Below are 19,359 nucleotides of genomic sequence, written 5' to 3' on the forward strand. Positions count from 1 at the left end.
GCCGCTTTATAACAAGGGCTCTAAAAATGTGTCAAGGAAGCTCTCCTGCTAATGCGTGCTGATTCGCTCCATGGAATCAGTCTCGCGCTTTTCATCCTTTGCAACTATGGGAGCCGCATCAGGCAAGGGCTCCGGAGCGTATTGCAGCGCAATTTGCAGGACCTCGTCAATCCATTTAACCGGTTTAATCTGTAGGTCCTGCTTAATATTGTCCGGAATCTCCTTCAGGTCGCGCACATTCTCTTCTGGAATGATCACGGTCTTGATTCCGCCACGGTGTGCGGCCAGCAGTTTTTCTTTCAGACCACCGATAGCCAAAACCTGGCCGCGCAAGGTTATTTCACCGGTCATGGCGACATCCGCGCGCACAGGAATCTGCGTCAGTGCCGAAACCAGCGCTGTGCACATACCAATACCGGCGCTGGGCCCATCTTTAGGCGTAGCACCTTCTGGCATGTGGATGTGGATATCCTGCTTCTCATAGAAGTCCACAGGCACACCTAGACTCTTGGCCCGACTGCGCACAACAGTCTGCGCTGCGGTGATCGACTCCAGCATCACATCGCCCAATGAGCCGGTTTTGATCAGCTGACCTTTACCAGGCACAACTACGGCCTCGATTGTCAGTAACTCACCACCGACCTGGGTCCAGGCCAAGCCCGTCACCTGCCCAATCTGGTCCTGTTGCTCGGCCAGGCCATAGCGGTGCTTACGCACACCCAGAAAGTGTTCAAGTGAATCCGCAGTGACAGTCACCTGGAAGCGCTTCTCGGCCGCGTGCTCCTTGACCGCTTTGCGGCATACCTTGGCAATCTGCCGTTCAAGACCACGCACCCCGGCTTCGCGGGTGTAGTAACGAATGATGTCGCGAATCGCCAACTCTTCAAAAACCAGTTCGGCCTTCTTCAAACCATTGGCCTGAACCTGTTTGGGCACCAGGTATTTGATGGCGATGTTGATCTTTTCAGCTTCGGTATAGCCCGGAAGACGAATCACTTCCATACGGTCCAGCAACGGACCCGGAATGTTCATCGAGTTCGCGGTACACAGAAACATCACATCGGACAGGTCGTAGTCGACCTCTAGATAATGGTCATTGAAATTGTGGTTTTGCTCCGGATCCAGCACCTCAAGCAGCGCTGAAGCTGGATCACCGCGCATGTCCTGCCCCATCTTGTCGATCTCATCGAGCAGGAACAGAGGGTTACGCACGCCGACCTTGGTCATCTTCTGAATCAGACGACCCGGCATGGAGCCAATGTAGGTGCGTCGGTGACCGCGAATCTCAGCCTCATCACGCACACCACCAAGGGCCATACGCACGAATTTGCGGTTAGTGGCGCTGGCAATCGACTCGGCCAGTGAGGTTTTACCCACACCAGGCGGCCCAACCAGGCAAAGCACAGGTCCTTTGAGTTTCTTCACCCGTTTCTGCACAGCAAGGTATTCAAGGATGCGTTCTTTGACTTCCTCCAGACCATAGTGATCTGCATCCAGAATACTTTCCGCCCTTGCTAGATCGAGACGCACTTTGCTCTGCGCCTTCCACGGCACATTAACCAACCAATCGATGTAAGAGCGCACCACCGTGGCTTCAGCCGACATCGGCGACATCTGCTTAAGCTTGTTCAACTCGGCACTGGCCTTGGTATGGGCCTCAGTCGTCAGGCCGGCGTTCTCAATGCGTTTTTTCAGTTCATCGAGCTCGTTATGGCCATCCTCGCTGTCGCCAAGCTCTTTTTGGATGGCCTTCATCTGCTCATTCAGATAGTACTCACGCTGACTGCGCTCCATCTGCTTCTTGACCCGGCCACGAATACGCTTTTCGACCTGTAACAAATCGATCTCAGCATCCAACAAGGCCAGGACATGCTCAATTCGCGCAGCCAGGTCAGTAATTTCCAGAATTTCCTGTTTCTGCTCGATTCTCAGCACCATATGCGCGGCCATGGTATCAACCAGACGACCTGGCTCATCGATACCATTCAGTGAAGCCAGCACCTCGGCGGGAACCTTCTTGCCCAGCTGTACATACTGCTCGAATTGACTCAGCAGACTGCGAGTAAAGACCTCAGATTCGCGCTCAGCAGCATCCACTTCATCGATCAGCTGTACTTCAGCCCTGCAATAACCGCTGACCTCAATAAAGCGTTCAATCTCTCCGCGCTGCTCTCCTTCGACCAGTACCTTGACCGTACCATCCGGCAGTTTCAGTAACTGCAACACAGTGGCCACGGTGCCCACTCGATAAAGACCATCCTGATCCGGATCATCATCAGCAGGGTTCTTTTGGGCCAGCAACAGAATCTGCTTCTCGCCCGTCATTGCAGCCTCAAGGGCCTCAATAGATTTTTCACGCCCGACGAACAACGGGATGACCATATGCGGATAGACCACAACATCGCGCAACGGCAGGAGAGGCAATTCGATGGTTGTCTTCATGATTTCGGCTCTACGGCGGCCTTACGGCCGTAAACAGATGGGATAACCCTTAACGCTAAGATGGGGGCACCCCAAACAAAAAACAAGCACAACAACAGGAAAACAAAAGGGGCCCGCAGGCCCCTTGCTTTCAACATGTTACAGCGCAATCAAGCGTCCGGAGCGGCCTTTGCAGGCAACTCGTTATTCTCATAGATAAGCAAGGGCTTTGATGCACCATCGATGACACTTTCATCAATGACCACCTTACTGACATCCGATTGCGACGGAATCTCATACATGGTGTCGAGCAGAATGCCTTCCAGAATAGAACGCAAGCCGCGAGCACCTGTTTTACGCTCCAGGGCCTTGCGAGCAACGGACTTCAGTGCATCTGGACGGAACTCCAGCTCAACACCTTCCATCTCGAACAGTTTACCGTACTGCTTAGTCAGTGCATTCTTCGGCTCAGTCAGGATCTGCACCAGCGCGGCTTCATCCAACTCATCCAACGTGGCAATAACCGGCAAGCGGCCCACGAACTCAGGAATCAGACCAAACTTGACCAGGTCATCTGGCTCAACGGCACGCAGCGACTCGCCGACTTTCTTGCCCTCTTCCTTGCTACGAACCTCGGCACTGAAACCGATCCCACCTTTGGTCGAACGCCCCTGGATGACTTTCTCCAAGCCTGCAAAAGCGCCACCACAGATGAACAGAATATTACGCGTATCGACCTGCAGGAATTCCTGCTGAGGATGCTTGCGCCCACCCTGCGGCGGCACCGAAGCAACAGTACCTTCAATCAGCTTCAGCAGAGCCTGCTGCACGCCCTCCCCCGACACGTCGCGGGTTATCGACGGGTTATCTGACTTACGTGAAATCTTATCGATTTCGTCGATATAGACGATGCCCATCTGGGCTTTTTCCACATCGTAATCACACTTCTGCAGCAGTTTTTGAATGATGTTCTCAACGTCCTCACCCACATAACCGGCTTCGGTCAGGGTGGTCGCGTCAGCGATGGTAAACGGCACATTAAGCAGGCGCGCCAGCGTTTCAGCCAGCAAGGTCTTACCCGAGCCTGTTGGACCGATCAGCAAAATATTACTCTTGCCGAGTTCGACGTCATCTTTCTTGTCACGCTGATTCAGACGCTTGTAGTGGTTGTACACTGCTACCGCCAGTACCTTCTTCGCACGCTCCTGACCGATCACATACTGATCGAGAATCGTGCTGATTTCCTTGGGGGCAGGCAATTTATGTGCGCTGCTCTCGGCCTGGGCTTCTTGCACCTCCTCACGGATGATGTCGTTACACAGGTCAACGCACTCGTCGCAGATAAAGACCGAGGGGCCGGCAATTAATTTGCGTACTTCATGCTGGCTTTTGCCGCAGAAGGAGCAATAAAGCAACTTGCCGTTGTCCTCGCCGTTGCGGGTGTCAGTCATTCGTTCGATCCAAATCCGATATGCTTGCAACACAAGATGAAGGCTTAAGCGGGCTTTTTCAAGCCCACTGGAGCCGGACATGCCGACCTTTTAGCTGCTTATATTAAGCGGGGCGTTTTTCAAGCACTTCATCGATCAAACCGTACTCACGAGCGGCTTGTGCGCTCATGAAGTTATCACGATTGGTGTCGCGTTCAATTTCTGCCAGGGTGCGTCCGCTGTGCTTGGCCATCAATGTGTTGAGACGCTCGCGGATAAAGAGAATTTCCTTGGCGTGGATTTCAATGTCCGACGCCTGACCCTGGAAACCGCCCAACGGCTGATGAATCATCACACGTGAGTTCGGCAGACAGTAACGCTTACCCTCAGCACCTGCGGTCAGCAGGAATGCACCCATACTGCATGCCTGCCCAATACAGGTCGTGGACACATTCGGCTTAATGAACTGCATGGTGTCATAGATCGACATACCTGCCGTTACCGAACCACCTGGAGAGTTAATGTAAAGGTGGATGTCCTTGTCTGGATTCTCCGCCTCAAGGAACAGCAATTGCGCACAGATCAGGTTGGCCATGTAGTCCTCTACAGGACCGACAAGAAAGATAACTCGCTCCTTGAGCAGGCGCGAATAAATGTCGTAGGCGCGTTCACCACGAGCCGACTGCTCAACAACCATAGGTACCAGGCCACCAGCGGCTTGGATATCGGGCATTTGCTGCATAAAAGGATTGCGGGACATGCTGCACTCGCTCCCTAAATAGTCATGTCACAAATACGCATAAGCCAGCGCGGAGGCTGGCTTATGGCGTGTTCGAACGAGGTAAAGAAATCAGGCGGCTTGTGGTGCTTCTACCGGCTTGACAGCTTCTTCGTACGAGACCGCTTTGTCGGTCACGTTGGCCTTCTGCAAAACAGTATCTACAACTTGCTCTTCCAGTACAACAGAACGCACTTCGTTCATTTGTTGGTCATTTTTGTAGTACCAGGCAACAACCTGCTCAGGCTCCTGATATGCAGAAGCCATTTCCTGAATCATTTCGCGAACGCGAGCATCATCCGGCTTCAGTTCGCACTGCTTGACCACTTCAGCCACAACCAGACCCAGCACAACGCGGCGTTTGGCTTGCTCTTCGAACAGCTCAGCGGGTAGCTGCTCAGGCTTGAGGTTGCCACCGAACTGCTGAACAGCCTGCACGCGCAGACGGTTCACTTCATTGCTGATCAATGCTTTCGGCACTTCGATCGGATTTGCAGCCAAGAGACCATCCATCACCTGGTTTTTAACCTTAGATTTGATGGCCTGGCGCAGCTCGCGCTCCATGTTCTTGCGCACTTCAGCGCGGAAGCCTTCCAGGCCGCCTTCTTTTACGCCGAACAAGGCGAAGAAGTCGTCATTCAGCTCAGGCAGCTGAGGCGCGGCGATGCCGTTAACAGTAACGGTGAACTCAGCAGTTTTGCCAGCCAGATCGAGATTCTGATAATCAGCCGGGAAAGTCGGGTTGATTACGCGCTCTTCACCGGCCTTGGCGCCAACCAGTGCATCTTCAAAGCCAGGAATCATGCGGCCGGAGCCGAGAACCAGCTGAGTGCCCTTGGCCGAGCCACCAGCGAATGCCTCGCCGTCGATTTTGCCAACGAAATCGATGTTCAGCTGATCGCCATTCTCGGCAGCACGCTCGGCGGCTTCGAAACGGGTGTTCTGCTTTCGCAGGATTTCCAGCATGTTGTCGACGTCAGCATCAGCCACATCAGCCTGCAGACGCTCAACAGCGATGGAGTCAAAGCCAGCAACGGTGAACTCAGGGAATACTTCGAAGGTCGCAACGTACTCCAGATCCTTGCCTTTCTCGAACGACTTCGGCTCAACAGCCGGAGCGCCAGCTGGATTGAGCTTCTGCTCAACAACAGCTTCGTAGAAAGTAGATTGGATCAGATCACCCAGGGCTTCCTGGCGCGCAGCATCTTCATAACGCTGACGAATCACGCTCATTGGCACTTTGCCAGGACGGAAACCAGGAACCTTGGCACGACGGGCAGTCTGCTGCAGACGCTTGTTGACTTCAGTCTCGATGCGCTCAACAGAGACGCCTACGGTCATACGGCGCTCGAGCGCAGAAGTACTTTCAACAGAAACTTGCATGGATAATCCTCGTTGCACAGACATAAGCCGGCCGTTTACCGGCCCCGAATCAAGGGCATGCATTCTAGAGGGTCAATTTGCAGAAGTCACCCTAGATGCAGGCGGCAAACGGGAGGGAGTTCTAAAAGATGGTGCGGACGGAGAGACTCGAACTCTCACGCCTTGCGGCGCTGGAACCTAAATCCAGTGTGTCTACCAATTCCACCACGTCCGCGTGGTAAAGCCTTATACAAAAACGCCAGGCGTTAACCTGGCGTTTTGGAATATGGGGTGGACGATGGGGATCGAACCCACGACAACAGGAGTCACAATCCTGTGCTCTACCAACTGAGCTACGCCCACCATATTGCATTTGCTTGAGCCAAGACCGCCAAATGGCACGCCCGGCAGGACTCGAACCTGCGACCATCCGCTTAGAAGGCGGATGCTCTATCCAGCTGAGCTACGGGCGCCTATCCATCTGCATATGCAGACTTAAAGCTTTCGGCTTCGGAAAAAACTTTGCAGCTTCGACCTTTGCCGTCTTACCCAGCGACTGGCTGTGCTCGACAAGCGGGGCGAATGTTATAGATGCCATTTCAGGTCGTCAACAGAAAAAGTTAAAAAAATTCAGCCATTTAAAGGAGTTACGCGAAAACCGTGGCACGCGCCTTTGCCCCGCAGCACGGCCATGCGAGAATGCGCGTTCTTTTTCCATCCTTTCTTTATGGTTAACCAAGCGCAATGACCGCACAACTGATCGATGGCAAAGCAATTGCCGCCAGCCTGCGCCAGCAGATAGCCCAACGTGTCGCCGAACGACGTCAGCAAGGCCTGCGCGCACCCGGGCTGGCCGTGATTCTCGTCGGTAGCGACCCTGCGTCCCAGGTCTATGTTTCGCACAAACGCAAGGATTGCGAAGAAGTCGGTTTCATCTCGCAGGCCTACGACCTGCCAGCCACCACCGGCCAGAACGAGCTGATGGCATTGATCGACCGTCTAAATGACGAACCATGCATTGACGGCATCCTGGTGCAGTTGCCATTGCCGGAACATCTAGACGCATCTTTATTATTAGAGCGCATTCGCCCGGATAAAGACGTTGACGGCTTCCATCCTTATAACATTGGCCGCCTGGCACAGCGCATGCCATTACTGCGCCCCTGCACCCCGAAAGGCATCATGACCTTGCTGCAAAGCACAGGCGCCGACCTGTATGGAATGCACGCCGTAGTGGTTGGCGCATCGAATATTGTTGGCCGGCCGATGGCGATGGAACTGCTGCTGGCTGGTTGCACGGTGACCGTGACCCACCGTTTTACCAAAGACCTACCGATGCATGTCGGTCAGGCCGATATCGTCGTAGTTGCTGCCGGCAAACCGGGCCTGGTGCATGGCGAGTGGATCAAGCCTGGCGCCATCGTGATTGATGTGGGCATCAACCGTCAGACCGACGGCAAGCTGATTGGCGATGTGGTCTATGAAACCGCCCTGTCCCGCGCCGGCTGGATCACCCCGGTGCCAGGTGGCGTTGGCCCGATGACCCGTGCCTGCCTGCTGGAAAATACGCTACATGCCGCCGAGCATCTGCACAACTGAGTGCACGGCCAACAGAAATAAAAAACGGCACCTCAGGTGCCGTTTTTATGTGCAACTAAACACAACACCTACTTAGCCAACGCTACAAATCATCGACAGGCAATTTAAGCTGTCCAAGCCCCTGCAATACGCTGGCTCCGGTAAACAGCATAACAATCTGCTCTTCGGCCAACGCACGAATCGCCGCTTGCCACTCAGGCTGACCGATATAGTCCAGCGACAGCTGGAACAGGTTGCGACTGATCAGGTTCGACACCTGCCGCACCACCGCCGGATTGACCATGTCCGGCAGCAGCTTGAAAGCAATGATGTCCTCGGCCATGTCCGCGCCAAACTCATCCATCACCTCCTGCAGCGCCGCCCGCAGCACGGCCGAGGCGCCATGCAGCTCACGCACGCCGATGATGAAGGCCTCGGGGTTCTGCGCAACAAAATCGAAGAACAGTTGCACGGTTTCATGGCACACCCGCCGACCGCGATCCAGGTCGATACCAAACAGTAAAGCCACGCTTTTACTAGGCGATTGCACCGCTCGTTCGGCGGCTTCACGGCGCAGGTCGCGCAGCGGCTGACGCAACTGGGCAGAGATCTGCCGGATCACCGTCAGCCCCAGGTCATCGACATCCTTGAAGTGCCTATAGAAGGTATTGGGATTGAGCCCCGCCTCACGCGCCAACTCGCGCAAGCCCAGGTTGCTGAGGCTGCGACTGGTTGAGGTGAGACGTAACGCGGCCTCCAGTAACAGGGTCTTGCCGGGGGCCTCGGTGGCTTTTTCTGCGGCTGGCTGCTGCTCGCTGGCGTCTGCCTGCATGACGAACCCTACCTAAAAGTTGGCTTGTGAGAATGCTGCTTGCTGGCGAGTATACATTTGTCTACCTTGGTATACAGCTGTATACGCCAGCAATAAACATAACAGGAGCTTGGCCATGAATGCACCCGTCTCACCCCCAACTGCCACCCGCCACTGCAAGGTGGCCATTATCGGCACGGGCTTCTCCGGCCTGGGCATGGCCATCCGCCTGAAACAGGCCGGTGAACATGACTTTCTGCTGTTCGAGAAAGAAGCCGGCGTCGGCGGCACCTGGCGGGTGAACAACTACCCGGGCTGCGGCTGTGACGTGCAATCACACCTGTATTCGTTCTCCTTCGAGCAGAACCCTAACTGGACGCGCATGTTCGCCAAACAGCCGGAAATCCAGGGTTATCTGGAAGGCTGCTGGAGCAAGTACCGCCTGCAGAACCACACCCAACTGAATACAGAGATCACCCGCCTGACTTGGGATGAGCAGCAAGAGCTGTGGCAGATCAGTGACAGCGCTGGTAACAGCTACACCGCACAGTTCGTAGTCTCCGGCATGGGTGCGCTGTCCACGCCATCGACTCCGGCGCTCAAGGGCCTGGGCGATTTCACCGGCAAAATCTTCCACTCACAACAGTGGGATCACAGCTATGACCTTACCGGTAAACGCGTTGCAGTCATCGGCACCGGCGCCTCGTCGATCCAGTTCGTTCCGCAGATCCAGAAACAGGTCAGCCAGCTCGATCTGTACCAGCGTACCGCGCCGTGGATCATGCCCAAGCCGGACCGCGCCATCAGCGAGCGTGAGCGCAACCGCTTCAAGCGCTTCCCGCTGCTGCAGAAACTCTGGCGCGGCGCTATCTATGCTCTGCTGGAAAGTCGGGTAATCGGCTTTGCCATGTTACCCAAGGTGATGACCGTCGCGCAGAAAGTCGGCAAGTGGTACATCAACAAGCAGATCAAGGATCCGGTACTGCGCGCCAAGGTCACCCCGGATTACCTGATGGGCTGCAAGCGCGTGCTGATCTCCAACGATTACTTCCCGGCGCTGACCCAGCCCAACGTCGACCTGATCACCGACGGCATCGAGGAAATCCGCAGCGGCAGCATCCGCACCGTGGATGGCAAGGAGCGCGAAATTGACGCGATCATCTTCGGCACCGGCTTCACCCCAAGCGACCCGCTGCCGCGCGGCGTGGTGTTTGGTCGCGGCGGCGTCGACCTGCTCGACACCTGGCCGGAAGGCCCGCAGGCCTACAAAGGCACCCTCACTGCCGGCTTCCCCAACCTGTTCTTCCTGATGGGGCCGAACACCGGCCTAGGGCACAACTCGATGGTCTACATGATCGAGTCGCAGATCCATTACGTGCTCGGTGCGCTTAAGCTGATTAGTGAGCAAGAGCTGCAGAGCCTTGAGGTCAAGCAAGCGGTGCAGGACAAGTTCAACGGCATGCTGCAGGGCAGTCTGGGCAACACCGTGTGGAATGCCGGCGGCTGCAAGAGCTGGTACCTGCATCCGGTCAGTGGCCGCAACTGCACGGTGTGGCCCGGCTTTACCTGGCGCTTCCGCTTGCTGACGCGCAACTTTGACCCAGCGGCCTATCATTTCAGCCGTAAACACGCGGCCCACCCGGCGCAGAACAGCGCTATCCAGTTGACTGCCCAGGAGGCCAGCGCATGAAGTCGTTTGAAAACAAGGTAGCCGCCATCACCGGCGCCGGTTCCGGCATCGGCCGCGCCCTGGCTTTCGGCCTGGCTCGCCAGGGTTGCCAACTGGCGCTCTCCGATGTGAATGCCGAAGGGCTGGCGGAAACCGCCGCCCAGGCGCGCAAGCTCGGTGTGCAAGTCAGTGAAACCCTGGTCAACGTCGCCGACCGTGAAGCCGTGCATGCCTGGGCCGATCAAGTAGTGAGCGAGTTCGGCCGGATCAATGCAATCTTCAACAACGCCGGCGTGGCCCAGGGCGGCACCGTGGAAGGCAACGACTACGCCGACTACGAGTGGATCATGAACATCAACTTCTGGGGCGTGGTCAACGGCACCAAGGCCTTCCTGCCGCATATCAAAGCCAGCGGTCAGGGTCATATCGTAAACGTCTCCAGCGTCTTCGGCCTGTTCGCCCAGCCGGGCATGAGCGCCTATAACGCCAGCAAGTTTGCCGTGCGCGGCTTTACCGAGTCGCTGCGCCAGGAGCTGGACATGGCCGATTGTGGTGTATCGGCCAGCTGCGTGCACCCGGGCGGGATCAAGACCAACATCGCCAAAACCGCGCGGATGAACACCAGCCTGAGCAGCGTCACCGGTCAGGATGCCGACCAGGCGCGCCAGCAGTTCAACGATCAGTTGCTACGCACCACGCCGGAGAAAGCGGCCCAGGTGATCATCAACGGCGCTCTGGCGAACAAGCGACGCATCCTGATCGGCCCGGACGCCTACGCTCTGGATGGCATGCAACGCCTATGGCCAGCGCTCTATCAACGCCTGGTGACCGCCTCTATGCGTCTGGCCGCACGTTTTGCGCCGAAAGGCTCAAGCAAGAAAGCCCAGGCTGCCGTGGAGTAATCGGCTAACGCCCAAGCCCAAGCCCCAGCGCCACAGGTGTCTGGGGCTTTTTTACGTCCAACGTTTGCCTGCGCAGGATAAACACGCGTGCATTCAATTGGCATAACAGTAGTTAGCACGATAAATTGTCGCCAACTGTCCTGTACCGCCGGAGAACGCTATGAACACGCAAGACCCTTGCGCCGAACTGCTGCTCGATAACCAGCTGTGCTTTGCCCTGTATTCGACCTCACTACTGCTGACCAAGGTCTACAAGCCACTGCTGCAGGGGCTGGGCCTGACGTACCCGCAGTACCTGGCGATGATGGTGCTCTGGGAAGGCGATGGCATCACCGTGGGCGACATCAGCAGCCGCCTGCTCACCGACCCTGGCTCCGTCACCCCACTGCTCAAACGCCTGGAAGCCGAAGGTCTGCTCAAGCGCACCCGCAGCAGTGTCGACGAGCGTGTAGTTGAGTTGTTCCTCACCGAGAAAGGCCGCGCCCTGCGCGAACAGGCCAAAAGCATCCCCAGCTGCATCCTCACCGCCACCCAGCAATCCACCGCGGAACTCGGCGCTCTGAGGGCTGAGTTGGTCGCCCTGCGCAGCAGCCTGCAACAGGCCGTGTAAGTACCTGGGCGACAGGCTGCCGCCCGCCTCGTCGTCCACATCGCGCCACTCTTACCCGTCATCCCCCTGCTCCAGTCGACAATTTCGTCCTGCCGCAGCTCTCGAAAAATCGCGCAACAGCCCGCCATTCCTCGCTTATGCCTAAACACAGCAGTGCTTATCGCAAAATCTTCAAAAAAATATATTGCGCGCAAAATTAATGCGAACTAGAGTTCGCCTCATCGAACTACTTGGCGCGCAAAATTTTAGCGCTAATAAACCGGCGACTAACCAACCAAACAACCCAGCAGCTGAGGAGAACCGTTATGCAAACCCTGATCACATTCACCATCGCCATCACGCTCTCCGCTGCCGTACTGGCGGACCACAGCCAGAAGCAGCAACAGGATGGCAAAGGCCTGCACCCAGAATGGCTGATCAACCACGCCGGCTGATCAACCACAGATACCGCAACACCTGCAACGCGTACCAACCCAAACTGACTTTAGAGGACTACCACCATGTCGATTCAAACCATTGCTTACCGTGCCTATGCAGAAGCCACCGGCGGCCGTGACGGCCGTGCCATTTCCTCCGACGGCATACTCGACGTCGCCCTGACCACCCCGAAAGAACTCGGCGGTGCTGGCGGCGCGGGCACTAACCCTGAGCAGCTGTTCGCTGCGGGCTACTCGGCTTGCTTTATCGGCGCGATGAAGTTCGTCGCGGGCCGCGACAAGCTGGCGATGCCAGCAGACGCCTCGATTGAAGGTGTCGTGGGCATCGGCGCGATTCCCAACGGTTTCGGCATCGAAGTCGAACTGCGCATCAGCCTGCCGGGCATGAACCGTGAGCAAGCGCAGACCCTGATCGAGCGTGCACACATCGTTTGCCCTTACTCCAATGCCACCCGCGGCAATATCGACGTCACCCTGACGCTGATCGACTAACTCACTACTCATCCGGCCGCTGCCAGTCAGCGGCTCGCCCCAGGAGGCTGAACATGAACATCAAACACCGTTTGTCGATCGCCGTACTCGCCCTTGCCGTCAACAGCGCGTTTGCCGCTGGTAGCCCAGGGGTGGAGCGTAATACTCAAGGTTTTCTCAATGCCCTCGCCGCTGGCGGTGGCAAGCCCCTCGAACAGCTGAGCCCGAAAGAGGCGCGCGCCGTATTGGTCGGCGCGCAGGCCGGGGTCAAGGTCGATGTATCGGGCATCAAGGTGGTCGACAAGACCATCGAGGTCGATGGCCAGTCGATCCAGCTGAAAGTCGTGCGCCCGGTCGATGCCCAGGGCACGCTGCCGGTCTTCATGTTCTTCCACGGTGGAGGCTGGATACTGGGCGACTACCCGACCCACGAACGTCTGATCCATGACTTGGTAGTGGGCTCTGGCGCGGCGGCGGTGTATGTCAATTACACCCCGTCACCCGAAGCCAAGTACCCGACCGCGATCAACCAGGCCTACGCCGCGACCCAGTGGGTGGCGCAGAACGGCGCGCAGATTGGTGTCGATGGCAAGCGTCTGGCAGTGGCCGGCAATAGTGTGGGCGGCAATATGGCTGCAGTCGTCAGCCTGATGGCCAAAGACAAAGGCACCCCAGCGATCAAATTCCAGCTGCTGATGTGGCCGGTAACTGACGCCAACTTAAACAACGCCTCCTATAACCAGTTCGCCGACGGTCACTTCCTCAGCAAGAGCCTGATGCAGTGGTTCTGGGATAACTACACCACCGACCCAAAACAGCGCGCCGAAATCTACGCCTCGCCGCTGCAGGCATCGGTGGAACAACTGAAAGGCTTACCGTCAGCCCTGGTGCAAACCGCCGAGTTCGACGTACTGCGTGACGAAGGCGAAGCCTATGCGCGCAAGCTAGATGCGGCGGGGGTCAACGTGACCTCCGTGCGCTACAACGGCATGATTCACGATTTCGGTTTGCTCAACGTGATCAGCCAGATCCCCGGCACGCAAAGCGCCATGCAGCAAGCTGCAGCCGCGCTGAAAGCTAGCCTCAAGTAACCCGCGTCACAACAGAACACTCCGATACGCTAGCGTACCGGGGCGTTCTGCTGTTCAAACGGCCTGGCATTACAGGTTACGCAGCAGGCCTTGCTGCAAAGCCTGGTCGAGCACCTGCTGCAACAGCGGCACAGCGAAGAATGCCAGCGGCGTTGCAACAGCCACTGCGCCGTATCATCCGGCAGCTGCTGCAACTCAACACCCAGGCATCCAGGCATCCAGGCATCCAGGCATCCAGGAATGGTCTGTATGAATTCAGCCAAGTCGTCCAGACACAATCCCTACTGTTCGGTGCGTCCCGCCCTGGCATGCAGGCAGAGCTGCCGCGACAACAACAGATGCAGCGAGATGGCGCATTCAGAGTTAGGCGATTTCTGGCGAATTAATGCCTGATCCTGCTATGTAGTACGCGCACGGCAGACGTGCCTGAAAAACCGGAATAGGCTGCTGGCAATCACAGAAGCTTTGCCCGATGCCATATCCTCTCGACGACAACCTGGCCCCGCGCCAGACAGAACTGGCGGCCTTGATCCAGCGGCAGTGCCCTGGTGATGGCCTGCATGGCACCACAATAGCGGACCTCGATGCAGCGTTCAGATACAAGAGGCCATGCAGCCCAGGAAAATAGCGACCTACCAGGGTTCGTCCCAATAAAAACATGAATAATTAACGTTAAGCCCAACACTCATGGTGAAAACGGCCTATGATGGTCGAGCTGAACTGTAGTAATCAGCAAAACCGCATAGGTGCTATGAGCACTCTGGCACCGCAATTCGTATCGATTTAAGAGACACACCATGGCAAATCGCGAAACTGGCACCGTCAAATGGTTCAACGATGAAAAAGGCTTCGGCTTCATTACCCCGACTAACGGTGGCGATGACCTGTTCGTGCACTTCAAAGCTATCCAAAGCGACGGTTTCAAAAGCCTGAAAGAAGGCCAGACTGTTACCTACGTGGCCGCCCGCGGTCAGAAAGGTATGCAAGCTGAAGAGGTACAGGTGGCCTAAGCCCCTGTCCGCTTGAAAACAAACCCCGCGCTCGCGGGGTTTGTTTTATCTGCAATCTGTCATTTGGGCTACAGGCCCATCTGCTTGCTGATGATCTCGTTCATGATCTCTCGTGAGCCACCGCCAATCGAGAGAATGCGATTGTCGCGGTACAGACGCTCCACCAGGCTTTCACGCATATAGCCCATGCCACCCATGATTTGCACAGCGTCGTAGGTCAGTCGGTCGGCAATGTCAGTGGCGAAGTTCTTAGCCATGGAGATTTCCTTGATCACGCTTTTACCTGCCGCCATTTTCGCTGCCTGCCGGTAAGTGAACTCCCAGGACACCTCCAACTGGGTCGCCATCTCAGCTAAACGGTGCTTGAGCACCTGAAACTTGCCGATGGGCTTACCGAACGCCTCACGCGACTTGGCCCAGCGCATCGACTCTTCCAGCGCCAATTGCGCCGTCATATTGGCCATGATCGCCAACGACAGGCGTTCACTCTGGAAATTGGCCATGATGCAAGCAAAGCCCATGTTCTCCGCACCGATCAGGTTATCCACCGGCACTTTGCAATCTTCGAAGAACAGCTCGGCCGTGTCGGATGCCCACCAGCCCATTTTCTTCAGCTTGCGGCCGACCGTGAAACCCGGCGTCCCCTTTTCAACCAGTAGCAGGCTGACCCCCGCAAAACCATCCCTCCCAGTTCGCACGGCAACGGTGTAGTAGTCCGCACGCACCCCACTGGTGATAAAGGTCTTGCTGCCGCTCACTCGGTAATAATCGCCATCACGTACCGCGCGGGTTTTCAAATTAGCCACATCAGAGCCGCCGGAAGGTTCGGTCACTGCAAGGGCCATGATTTTCTCACCTGCCAACACCTGCGGCACGATGCGCTCTCGCAGCGCCGGCTTGGCCCACTTGACCACTGGCGGCAGACCGATATCCAGAGAACCAAGCCCCGCAACCAGGCCGCCAGAGCCTGAACGCATCAACTCCTCGCTGGCAGCCACTTTGGCAAAAACATCGCCCTCATGACTGCCGCCAAAGGCTTCTGGATAGCCGATACCGAGAATCCCGGCGGCCCCGGCCTTGAGATAAAGCTCGCGAGGAAACTCCTCGGCCTCTTCCCAATCGTTGATATACGGCAGGATTTCCCGCTCGACAAAACGCCTGACAGAATCACGCACCAATTGGTGGGACTCATCAAAATATTCCTGAGAAGCAGACATGAGGGTATTTCCACTGAGGTTTCAGGGAAATTACCAAGCGCTTGCTTGGTTTACAAGAAGAGGATCACGCCATGTACAAGGGCAATCAAGCCGTAAGCGATTGCGTCAAAGCAGAATCGGCCGGCGCCCCGCAATCGAGTGCGCCAGGGTTCCGCCATCCACCAACTCAAGTTCGCCACCCAGAGGCATGCCGTGAGCAATGCGCGATGCGATAAGCCCCTTGCCGGCCAGTAGCTGTGCAATGTAGTGAGCTGTTGCCTCCCCCTCCACAGTCGGGTTGGTCGCCAAAATCACCTCACTGAAGGAGCCGGCTTCAATACGCGCAAGCAACTCGGGAATACCGATGGCTTCCGGCCCCAGGCCATCAAGCGGAGAAAGATGCCCCTTGAGCACGAAGTAGCGCCCGCGAAAGCCCGTGTGCTCCACTGCATAGACATCCATAGGCCCTTCAACCACGCACAGCAAGCTGTCGTCACGCCGCGGGTCGAGGCACAGCTGGCAGACCTCATCTTCACTCAGGCTGCGGCACTGCTTGCAGTGACCGACCCCCTCCATTGCCTGGGTCAGCGCCTGTGCCAGGCGTAACGCGCCATGCCGATCACGCTCAAGCAGCTGCAAAGCCATTCGCTGAGCCGTCTTTTGCCCAACCCCAGGCAGGGTGCGCAATGAGTCGATCAGATGGCGAATCAGCGGGCTAAAACTCATAGCAGGACAACTCAAGGGCAACAGCGATTGGGAGGAACCGACAGCGGCCGGCATGGGCAGTGCAGCCATGCCGGCCGTAAAGCTTTTAGAACGGCATTTTGAAGCCAGGCGGCAGTTGCATGCCGGCGGTCATCCCGGCCATTTTGTCCTGGCTGTTCTGCTCAACCTTGCGCACCGCATCGTTCACGGCGGCGGCGATCAGGTCTTCCAGCACTTCTTTGTCTTCTTGCATCAGGCTGTCGTCCAGAGTGATGCGTTTGACGTCATGGCGGCCAGTCATCACCACGCTGACCAGACCGGCACCGGATTGCCCGGTGACCTCAGCATTGGCCAACTCTTCCTGCATCTTTTGCATCTTTTCCTGCATCTGCTGTGCCTGCTTCATCAGGCCGGCCATGCCACCTTTCATCATGGTGCAAATCCTCGGTAATCAGGGGTTAACGGAAATATCCAGGGGTTCAATGCTGTCCGCCCGGACAACCGCGGCGAACTGCTGAATCATTTGTTGGATCACAGGATCCTGGTGAATCGATGCTTCGGCTTCACGCTGGCGATTGGCCCGCTTGCGCGCGGCCGCTTGCGCCGGGGTTTCCTGTTCAGGCTTGCGCAACTCGATCTGTACCTTGAGTTCGCGACCATGAAACTGGTTGAGCGCATCATTCAAGCGACGCTGCTGAGTGGGGTTGAACAGCGCCGAATGGGCGGGATCCAAGTGCAAAAGCCAGTGATCACCATCTACAGACATCAGCGTGCAGTTGGCACCAATGCTTCCGGTCATCCCCGACAAGCCAAGCTTGGGGAACAGCTCCAGCCAGTCGGCAGCCAAACCAGTGGCCGGCTGCGCGGCAGGCAGCACTTCAGGCTCGACCGACGCATCGCGCTTGGCGGCATCAAAGTCATAATCGAATGAATCGGCATCCATTTCGACATAGTCGTAGTCGCCCAAGGGCGGCTCATCATCGTCAACATCGACTACAGGCGCGGCAGCAGCCTGCTCAGGCTCAGGCGATACAACTGGCGCTGGCGCAGCCAGCGCAACCTCTGTAACAGGCTGGACAACCATAGCCGGGACCCGCTGCGGTTCTTCCCAAGGCAAATCGACGACGACCGCAACCTCAGGTTCAACGGCCGGTATCGCAGCAGCCTCGGCACGTTGCTCAGGCGCTGGCTGAACAGCCATATAGGCCGGTTCAGGTGCAGGAGAATCCAGCGCCTCCGGCACTTGTGCAACCCCTACAGCGGCAGGCGACTGGGGTGTGACAACAGGTAGAACAGCGGCGACTGGTGCAACAGCAACACTGGCCGGTACTGGTATAGCAGCACCGGCCACTGGGTTGATCGCGGGATCAGCAGTGGCCTGACTAATCCCCAGCGGCTTTAGCGCCACCCTAGGTGCAGCGCTGGTGTCCGCGGGGCGGAACGCCAACATACGCAGCAGCACCATCTCGAAGCCGCTGCGTGGATCGGGTGACAGTGGCAGGTCTCGGCGACCGATCAAGCCCATCTGATAGTAGAACTGGACATCTTCAGCGGGCAGGACCCGCGCCAGTTCAAGCACGCGGTCACGATCACCCTGACCATTGTCTACGGCTTCAGGCAATGCCTGAGCGATAGCCACACGGTGCAGCACATTCAGTATCTCGGCCAACACGCCATTCCAGTCCGGACCTTGTTCGGCAAGATGACGTACGGCCTCGATCAAGCTGCGAGCATCGCCCTCCAGCAAAGCGTGCAGCACGCCATAAACCTGACCATGGTCTAAGGTCCCCAGCATTGCACGCACATCAGCAGCGAGCACCCGGCCCTCGCCAAAGGCAATTGCCTGATCGGTGAGGCTCATGGCGTCACGCATGGAACCGTCGGCGGCACGCCCGAGCAGCCACAGCGCATCGTTCTCGAACGGAATCTGCTCTGCCGTCAGTACATGGGTCAAGTGATCAACCACGCGCTCTGGTGGCATGTTCTTCAGTGAGAACTGCAAGCAACGCGACAGTACGGTGACCGGAAGTTTCTGCGGATCAGTAGTGGCCAGGAGGAACTTGACGTGAGGTGGCGGCTCTTCCAGGGTCTTCAGCAACGCGTTGAATGAGCTGGTCGAGAGCATGTGCACTTCGTCGATCAAGTAGACCTTGAAACGTCCACGACTAGGCGAGTACTGCACGTTATCCAGCAACTCACGTGTATCTTCAACCTTGGTACGGCTGGCGGCGTCGACTTCAATCAAATCGACAAAGCGCCCTTCGTCGATTTCCCGACAGATCGAGCACACACCGCAGGGAGTCGAGCTGATCCCCGTTTCACAATTCAGGCACTTGGCGATAATTCGCGCAATAGTGGTCTTGCCTACACCGCGAGTCCCCGTGAACAAATAGGCATGATGCAAACGCTGGCTATCAAGCGCATTGATCAGCGCCTTAAGCACATGGGTTTGACCAACCATTTCGTTGAACGAGCGCGGACGCCACTTGCGTGCAAGAACCTGATAACTCATCGAAACCCGTCACGAGAGGAAAGCAAAAGTGGGCTAATCCTAACGGAGCATGGGGCAAATTGCATCCGATGCGCAGCCCGCATGAAGCAGGAGCAAAACCAGGCAGCAGATTATCCTGGCGAAAAAACGATCAATCGATTATCATCCCCACCGTTCGTACCACGCTGTAAGTCAATTAGGCCTCTGGCCCACCTTGCTGGTTTCCAGGCAAAGAGCGCATTGCCCCATCAATGCCGCACAGCTCTCGCCCATGACCCCAACCTGCTGACTGATCTGGCCATCACGCGCAAGCGCTGATTCAAGCCCGCCTCCGAAGTACCGACCCGCACAGCCCTAAAGGGAACTTGTGCGCGTAGTCCAGCTCCAACACAGACAT

Annotated in this window: 17 protein-coding genes and 3 tRNA genes; 8 read left to right on the top strand and 12 right to left on the bottom strand. The window is 56.9% G+C overall.

The window, feature by feature from the left end; all coding sequences use genetic code 11:
- Positions 1 to 48: 48 nt before the first annotated feature.
- The 7 genes from lon to OU997_RS20635 all read right to left on the bottom strand — a co-directional run bounded on the left by lon (position 49) and on the right by OU997_RS20635 (position 6,464).
- Positions 49 to 2,442: an endopeptidase La gene (lon, locus tag OU997_RS20605; RefSeq protein WP_267808387.1), complete on the bottom strand. Its 2,394-nt coding sequence runs from the start codon at positions 2,440 to 2,442 to the stop codon at positions 49 to 51.
- Positions 2,443 to 2,591: 149 nt separating this feature from the next.
- Entirely contained in the window at positions 2,592 to 3,872 is a 1,281-nt protein-coding gene (gene clpX / locus OU997_RS20610; RefSeq protein WP_108486072.1) for an ATP-dependent Clp protease ATP-binding subunit ClpX, read from the bottom strand.
- Positions 3,873 to 3,975: 103 nt separating this feature from the next.
- Positions 3,976 to 4,611, bottom strand: coding sequence for an ATP-dependent Clp endopeptidase proteolytic subunit ClpP (clpP, locus tag OU997_RS20615; RefSeq protein WP_108486071.1), 636 nt, complete (start codon positions 4,609 to 4,611; stop codon positions 3,976 to 3,978).
- 90 nt (positions 4,612 to 4,701) lie between these two features.
- Complete coding sequence (gene tig, locus OU997_RS20620) at positions 4,702 to 6,012, bottom strand: trigger factor (protein WP_108486070.1); 1,311 nt, start codon at positions 6,010 to 6,012, stop codon at positions 4,702 to 4,704.
- Between the two features lie 129 nt (positions 6,013 to 6,141).
- Positions 6,142 to 6,226, bottom strand: a tRNA-Leu gene (locus OU997_RS20625).
- Positions 6,227 to 6,278: 52 nt separating this feature from the next.
- Positions 6,279 to 6,354 (bottom strand) — tRNA-His (locus OU997_RS20630).
- A 33-nt stretch (positions 6,355 to 6,387) separates the two neighbouring features.
- Positions 6,388 to 6,464: transfer RNA gene (locus tag OU997_RS20635), tRNA-Arg, on the bottom strand.
- Positions 6,465 to 6,735: 271 nt separating this feature from the next.
- On the opposite strand from OU997_RS20635, the gene folD reads away from it, so the two are divergent.
- Positions 6,736 to 7,590 carry a bifunctional methylenetetrahydrofolate dehydrogenase/methenyltetrahydrofolate cyclohydrolase FolD gene (gene folD / locus OU997_RS20640; protein ID WP_108486069.1) on the top strand — a complete coding sequence of 285 codons (855 nt, stop codon included), beginning with the start codon at positions 6,736 to 6,738 and terminating at the stop codon, positions 7,588 to 7,590.
- Positions 7,591 to 7,672: 82 nt separating this feature from the next.
- Here the strand turns inward: folD and OU997_RS20645 are convergent, their stop codons facing one another.
- The gene (locus OU997_RS20645; RefSeq protein WP_267808389.1) at positions 7,673 to 8,401 is read right to left on the bottom strand and encodes a TetR family transcriptional regulator; all 729 of its coding nucleotides are present in this window, start codon (positions 8,399 to 8,401) and stop codon (positions 7,673 to 7,675) included.
- 115 nt (positions 8,402 to 8,516) lie between these two features.
- Between OU997_RS20645 and OU997_RS20650 the strand changes: the two genes are divergently transcribed.
- The 7 genes from OU997_RS20650 (at position 8,517) to OU997_RS20680 (ending at position 14,570) form a co-directional block, all read left to right on the top strand.
- Positions 8,517 to 10,070 carry a flavin-containing monooxygenase gene (locus OU997_RS20650; RefSeq protein ID WP_267808391.1) on the top strand — a complete coding sequence of 518 codons (1,554 nt, stop codon included), beginning with the start codon at positions 8,517 to 8,519 and terminating at the stop codon, positions 10,068 to 10,070.
- A complete protein-coding gene (locus tag OU997_RS20655) occupies positions 10,067 to 10,951 on the top strand; it encodes an SDR family NAD(P)-dependent oxidoreductase (protein WP_267808392.1) in 885 nt (294 codons plus the stop codon). Before OU997_RS20650 ends, OU997_RS20655 begins: the two co-directional genes overlap by 4 nt.
- A gap of 160 nt (positions 10,952 to 11,111) precedes the next feature.
- A complete protein-coding gene (locus OU997_RS20660) occupies positions 11,112 to 11,561 on the top strand; it encodes a MarR family winged helix-turn-helix transcriptional regulator (protein ID WP_108486065.1) in 450 nt (149 codons plus the stop codon).
- Positions 11,562 to 11,866: 305 nt separating this feature from the next.
- Positions 11,867 to 11,995 (top strand): hypothetical protein, encoded by a 129-nt coding sequence (locus OU997_RS20665; RefSeq protein WP_267808394.1) that lies wholly within the window; start codon positions 11,867 to 11,869, stop codon positions 11,993 to 11,995.
- Positions 11,996 to 12,061: 66 nt separating this feature from the next.
- Complete coding sequence (locus tag OU997_RS20670) at positions 12,062 to 12,490, top strand: organic hydroperoxide resistance protein (RefSeq protein WP_108486064.1); 429 nt, start codon at positions 12,062 to 12,064, stop codon at positions 12,488 to 12,490.
- 53 nt (positions 12,491 to 12,543) lie between these two features.
- Positions 12,544 to 13,560 carry an alpha/beta hydrolase gene (locus OU997_RS20675; RefSeq protein WP_267808396.1) on the top strand — a complete coding sequence of 339 codons (1,017 nt, stop codon included), beginning with the start codon at positions 12,544 to 12,546 and terminating at the stop codon, positions 13,558 to 13,560.
- Positions 13,561 to 14,357: 797 nt separating this feature from the next.
- Positions 14,358 to 14,570 (top strand): cold-shock protein, encoded by a 213-nt coding sequence (locus OU997_RS20680; protein ID WP_069516724.1) that lies wholly within the window; start codon positions 14,358 to 14,360, stop codon positions 14,568 to 14,570.
- A gap of 68 nt (positions 14,571 to 14,638) precedes the next feature.
- Here the strand turns inward: OU997_RS20680 and OU997_RS20685 are convergent, their stop codons facing one another.
- The 4 genes from OU997_RS20685 to dnaX form a co-directional block, all read right to left on the bottom strand.
- Positions 14,639 to 15,787 carry an acyl-CoA dehydrogenase family protein gene (locus OU997_RS20685; RefSeq protein ID WP_267808399.1) on the bottom strand — a complete coding sequence of 383 codons (1,149 nt, stop codon included), beginning with the start codon at positions 15,785 to 15,787 and terminating at the stop codon, positions 14,639 to 14,641.
- 105 nt (positions 15,788 to 15,892) lie between these two features.
- Positions 15,893 to 16,492 (bottom strand): recombination mediator RecR, encoded by a 600-nt coding sequence (gene recR / locus OU997_RS20690; protein ID WP_108486061.1) that lies wholly within the window; start codon positions 16,490 to 16,492, stop codon positions 15,893 to 15,895.
- Between the two features lie 85 nt (positions 16,493 to 16,577).
- The gene (locus OU997_RS20695) at positions 16,578 to 16,904 is read right to left on the bottom strand and encodes a YbaB/EbfC family nucleoid-associated protein (protein ID WP_108486060.1); all 327 of its coding nucleotides are present in this window, start codon (positions 16,902 to 16,904) and stop codon (positions 16,578 to 16,580) included.
- 18 nt (positions 16,905 to 16,922) lie between these two features.
- The gene (dnaX, locus tag OU997_RS20700) at positions 16,923 to 18,983 is read right to left on the bottom strand and encodes a DNA polymerase III subunit gamma/tau (RefSeq protein WP_267808402.1); all 2,061 of its coding nucleotides are present in this window, start codon (positions 18,981 to 18,983) and stop codon (positions 16,923 to 16,925) included.
- Positions 18,984 to 19,359: the final 376 nt, after the last annotated feature.

Source organism: Pseudomonas sp. SL4(2022), assembly GCF_026625725.1.
In the GTDB taxonomy this organism is placed as follows: domain Bacteria; phylum Pseudomonadota; class Gammaproteobacteria; order Pseudomonadales; family Pseudomonadaceae; genus Aquipseudomonas.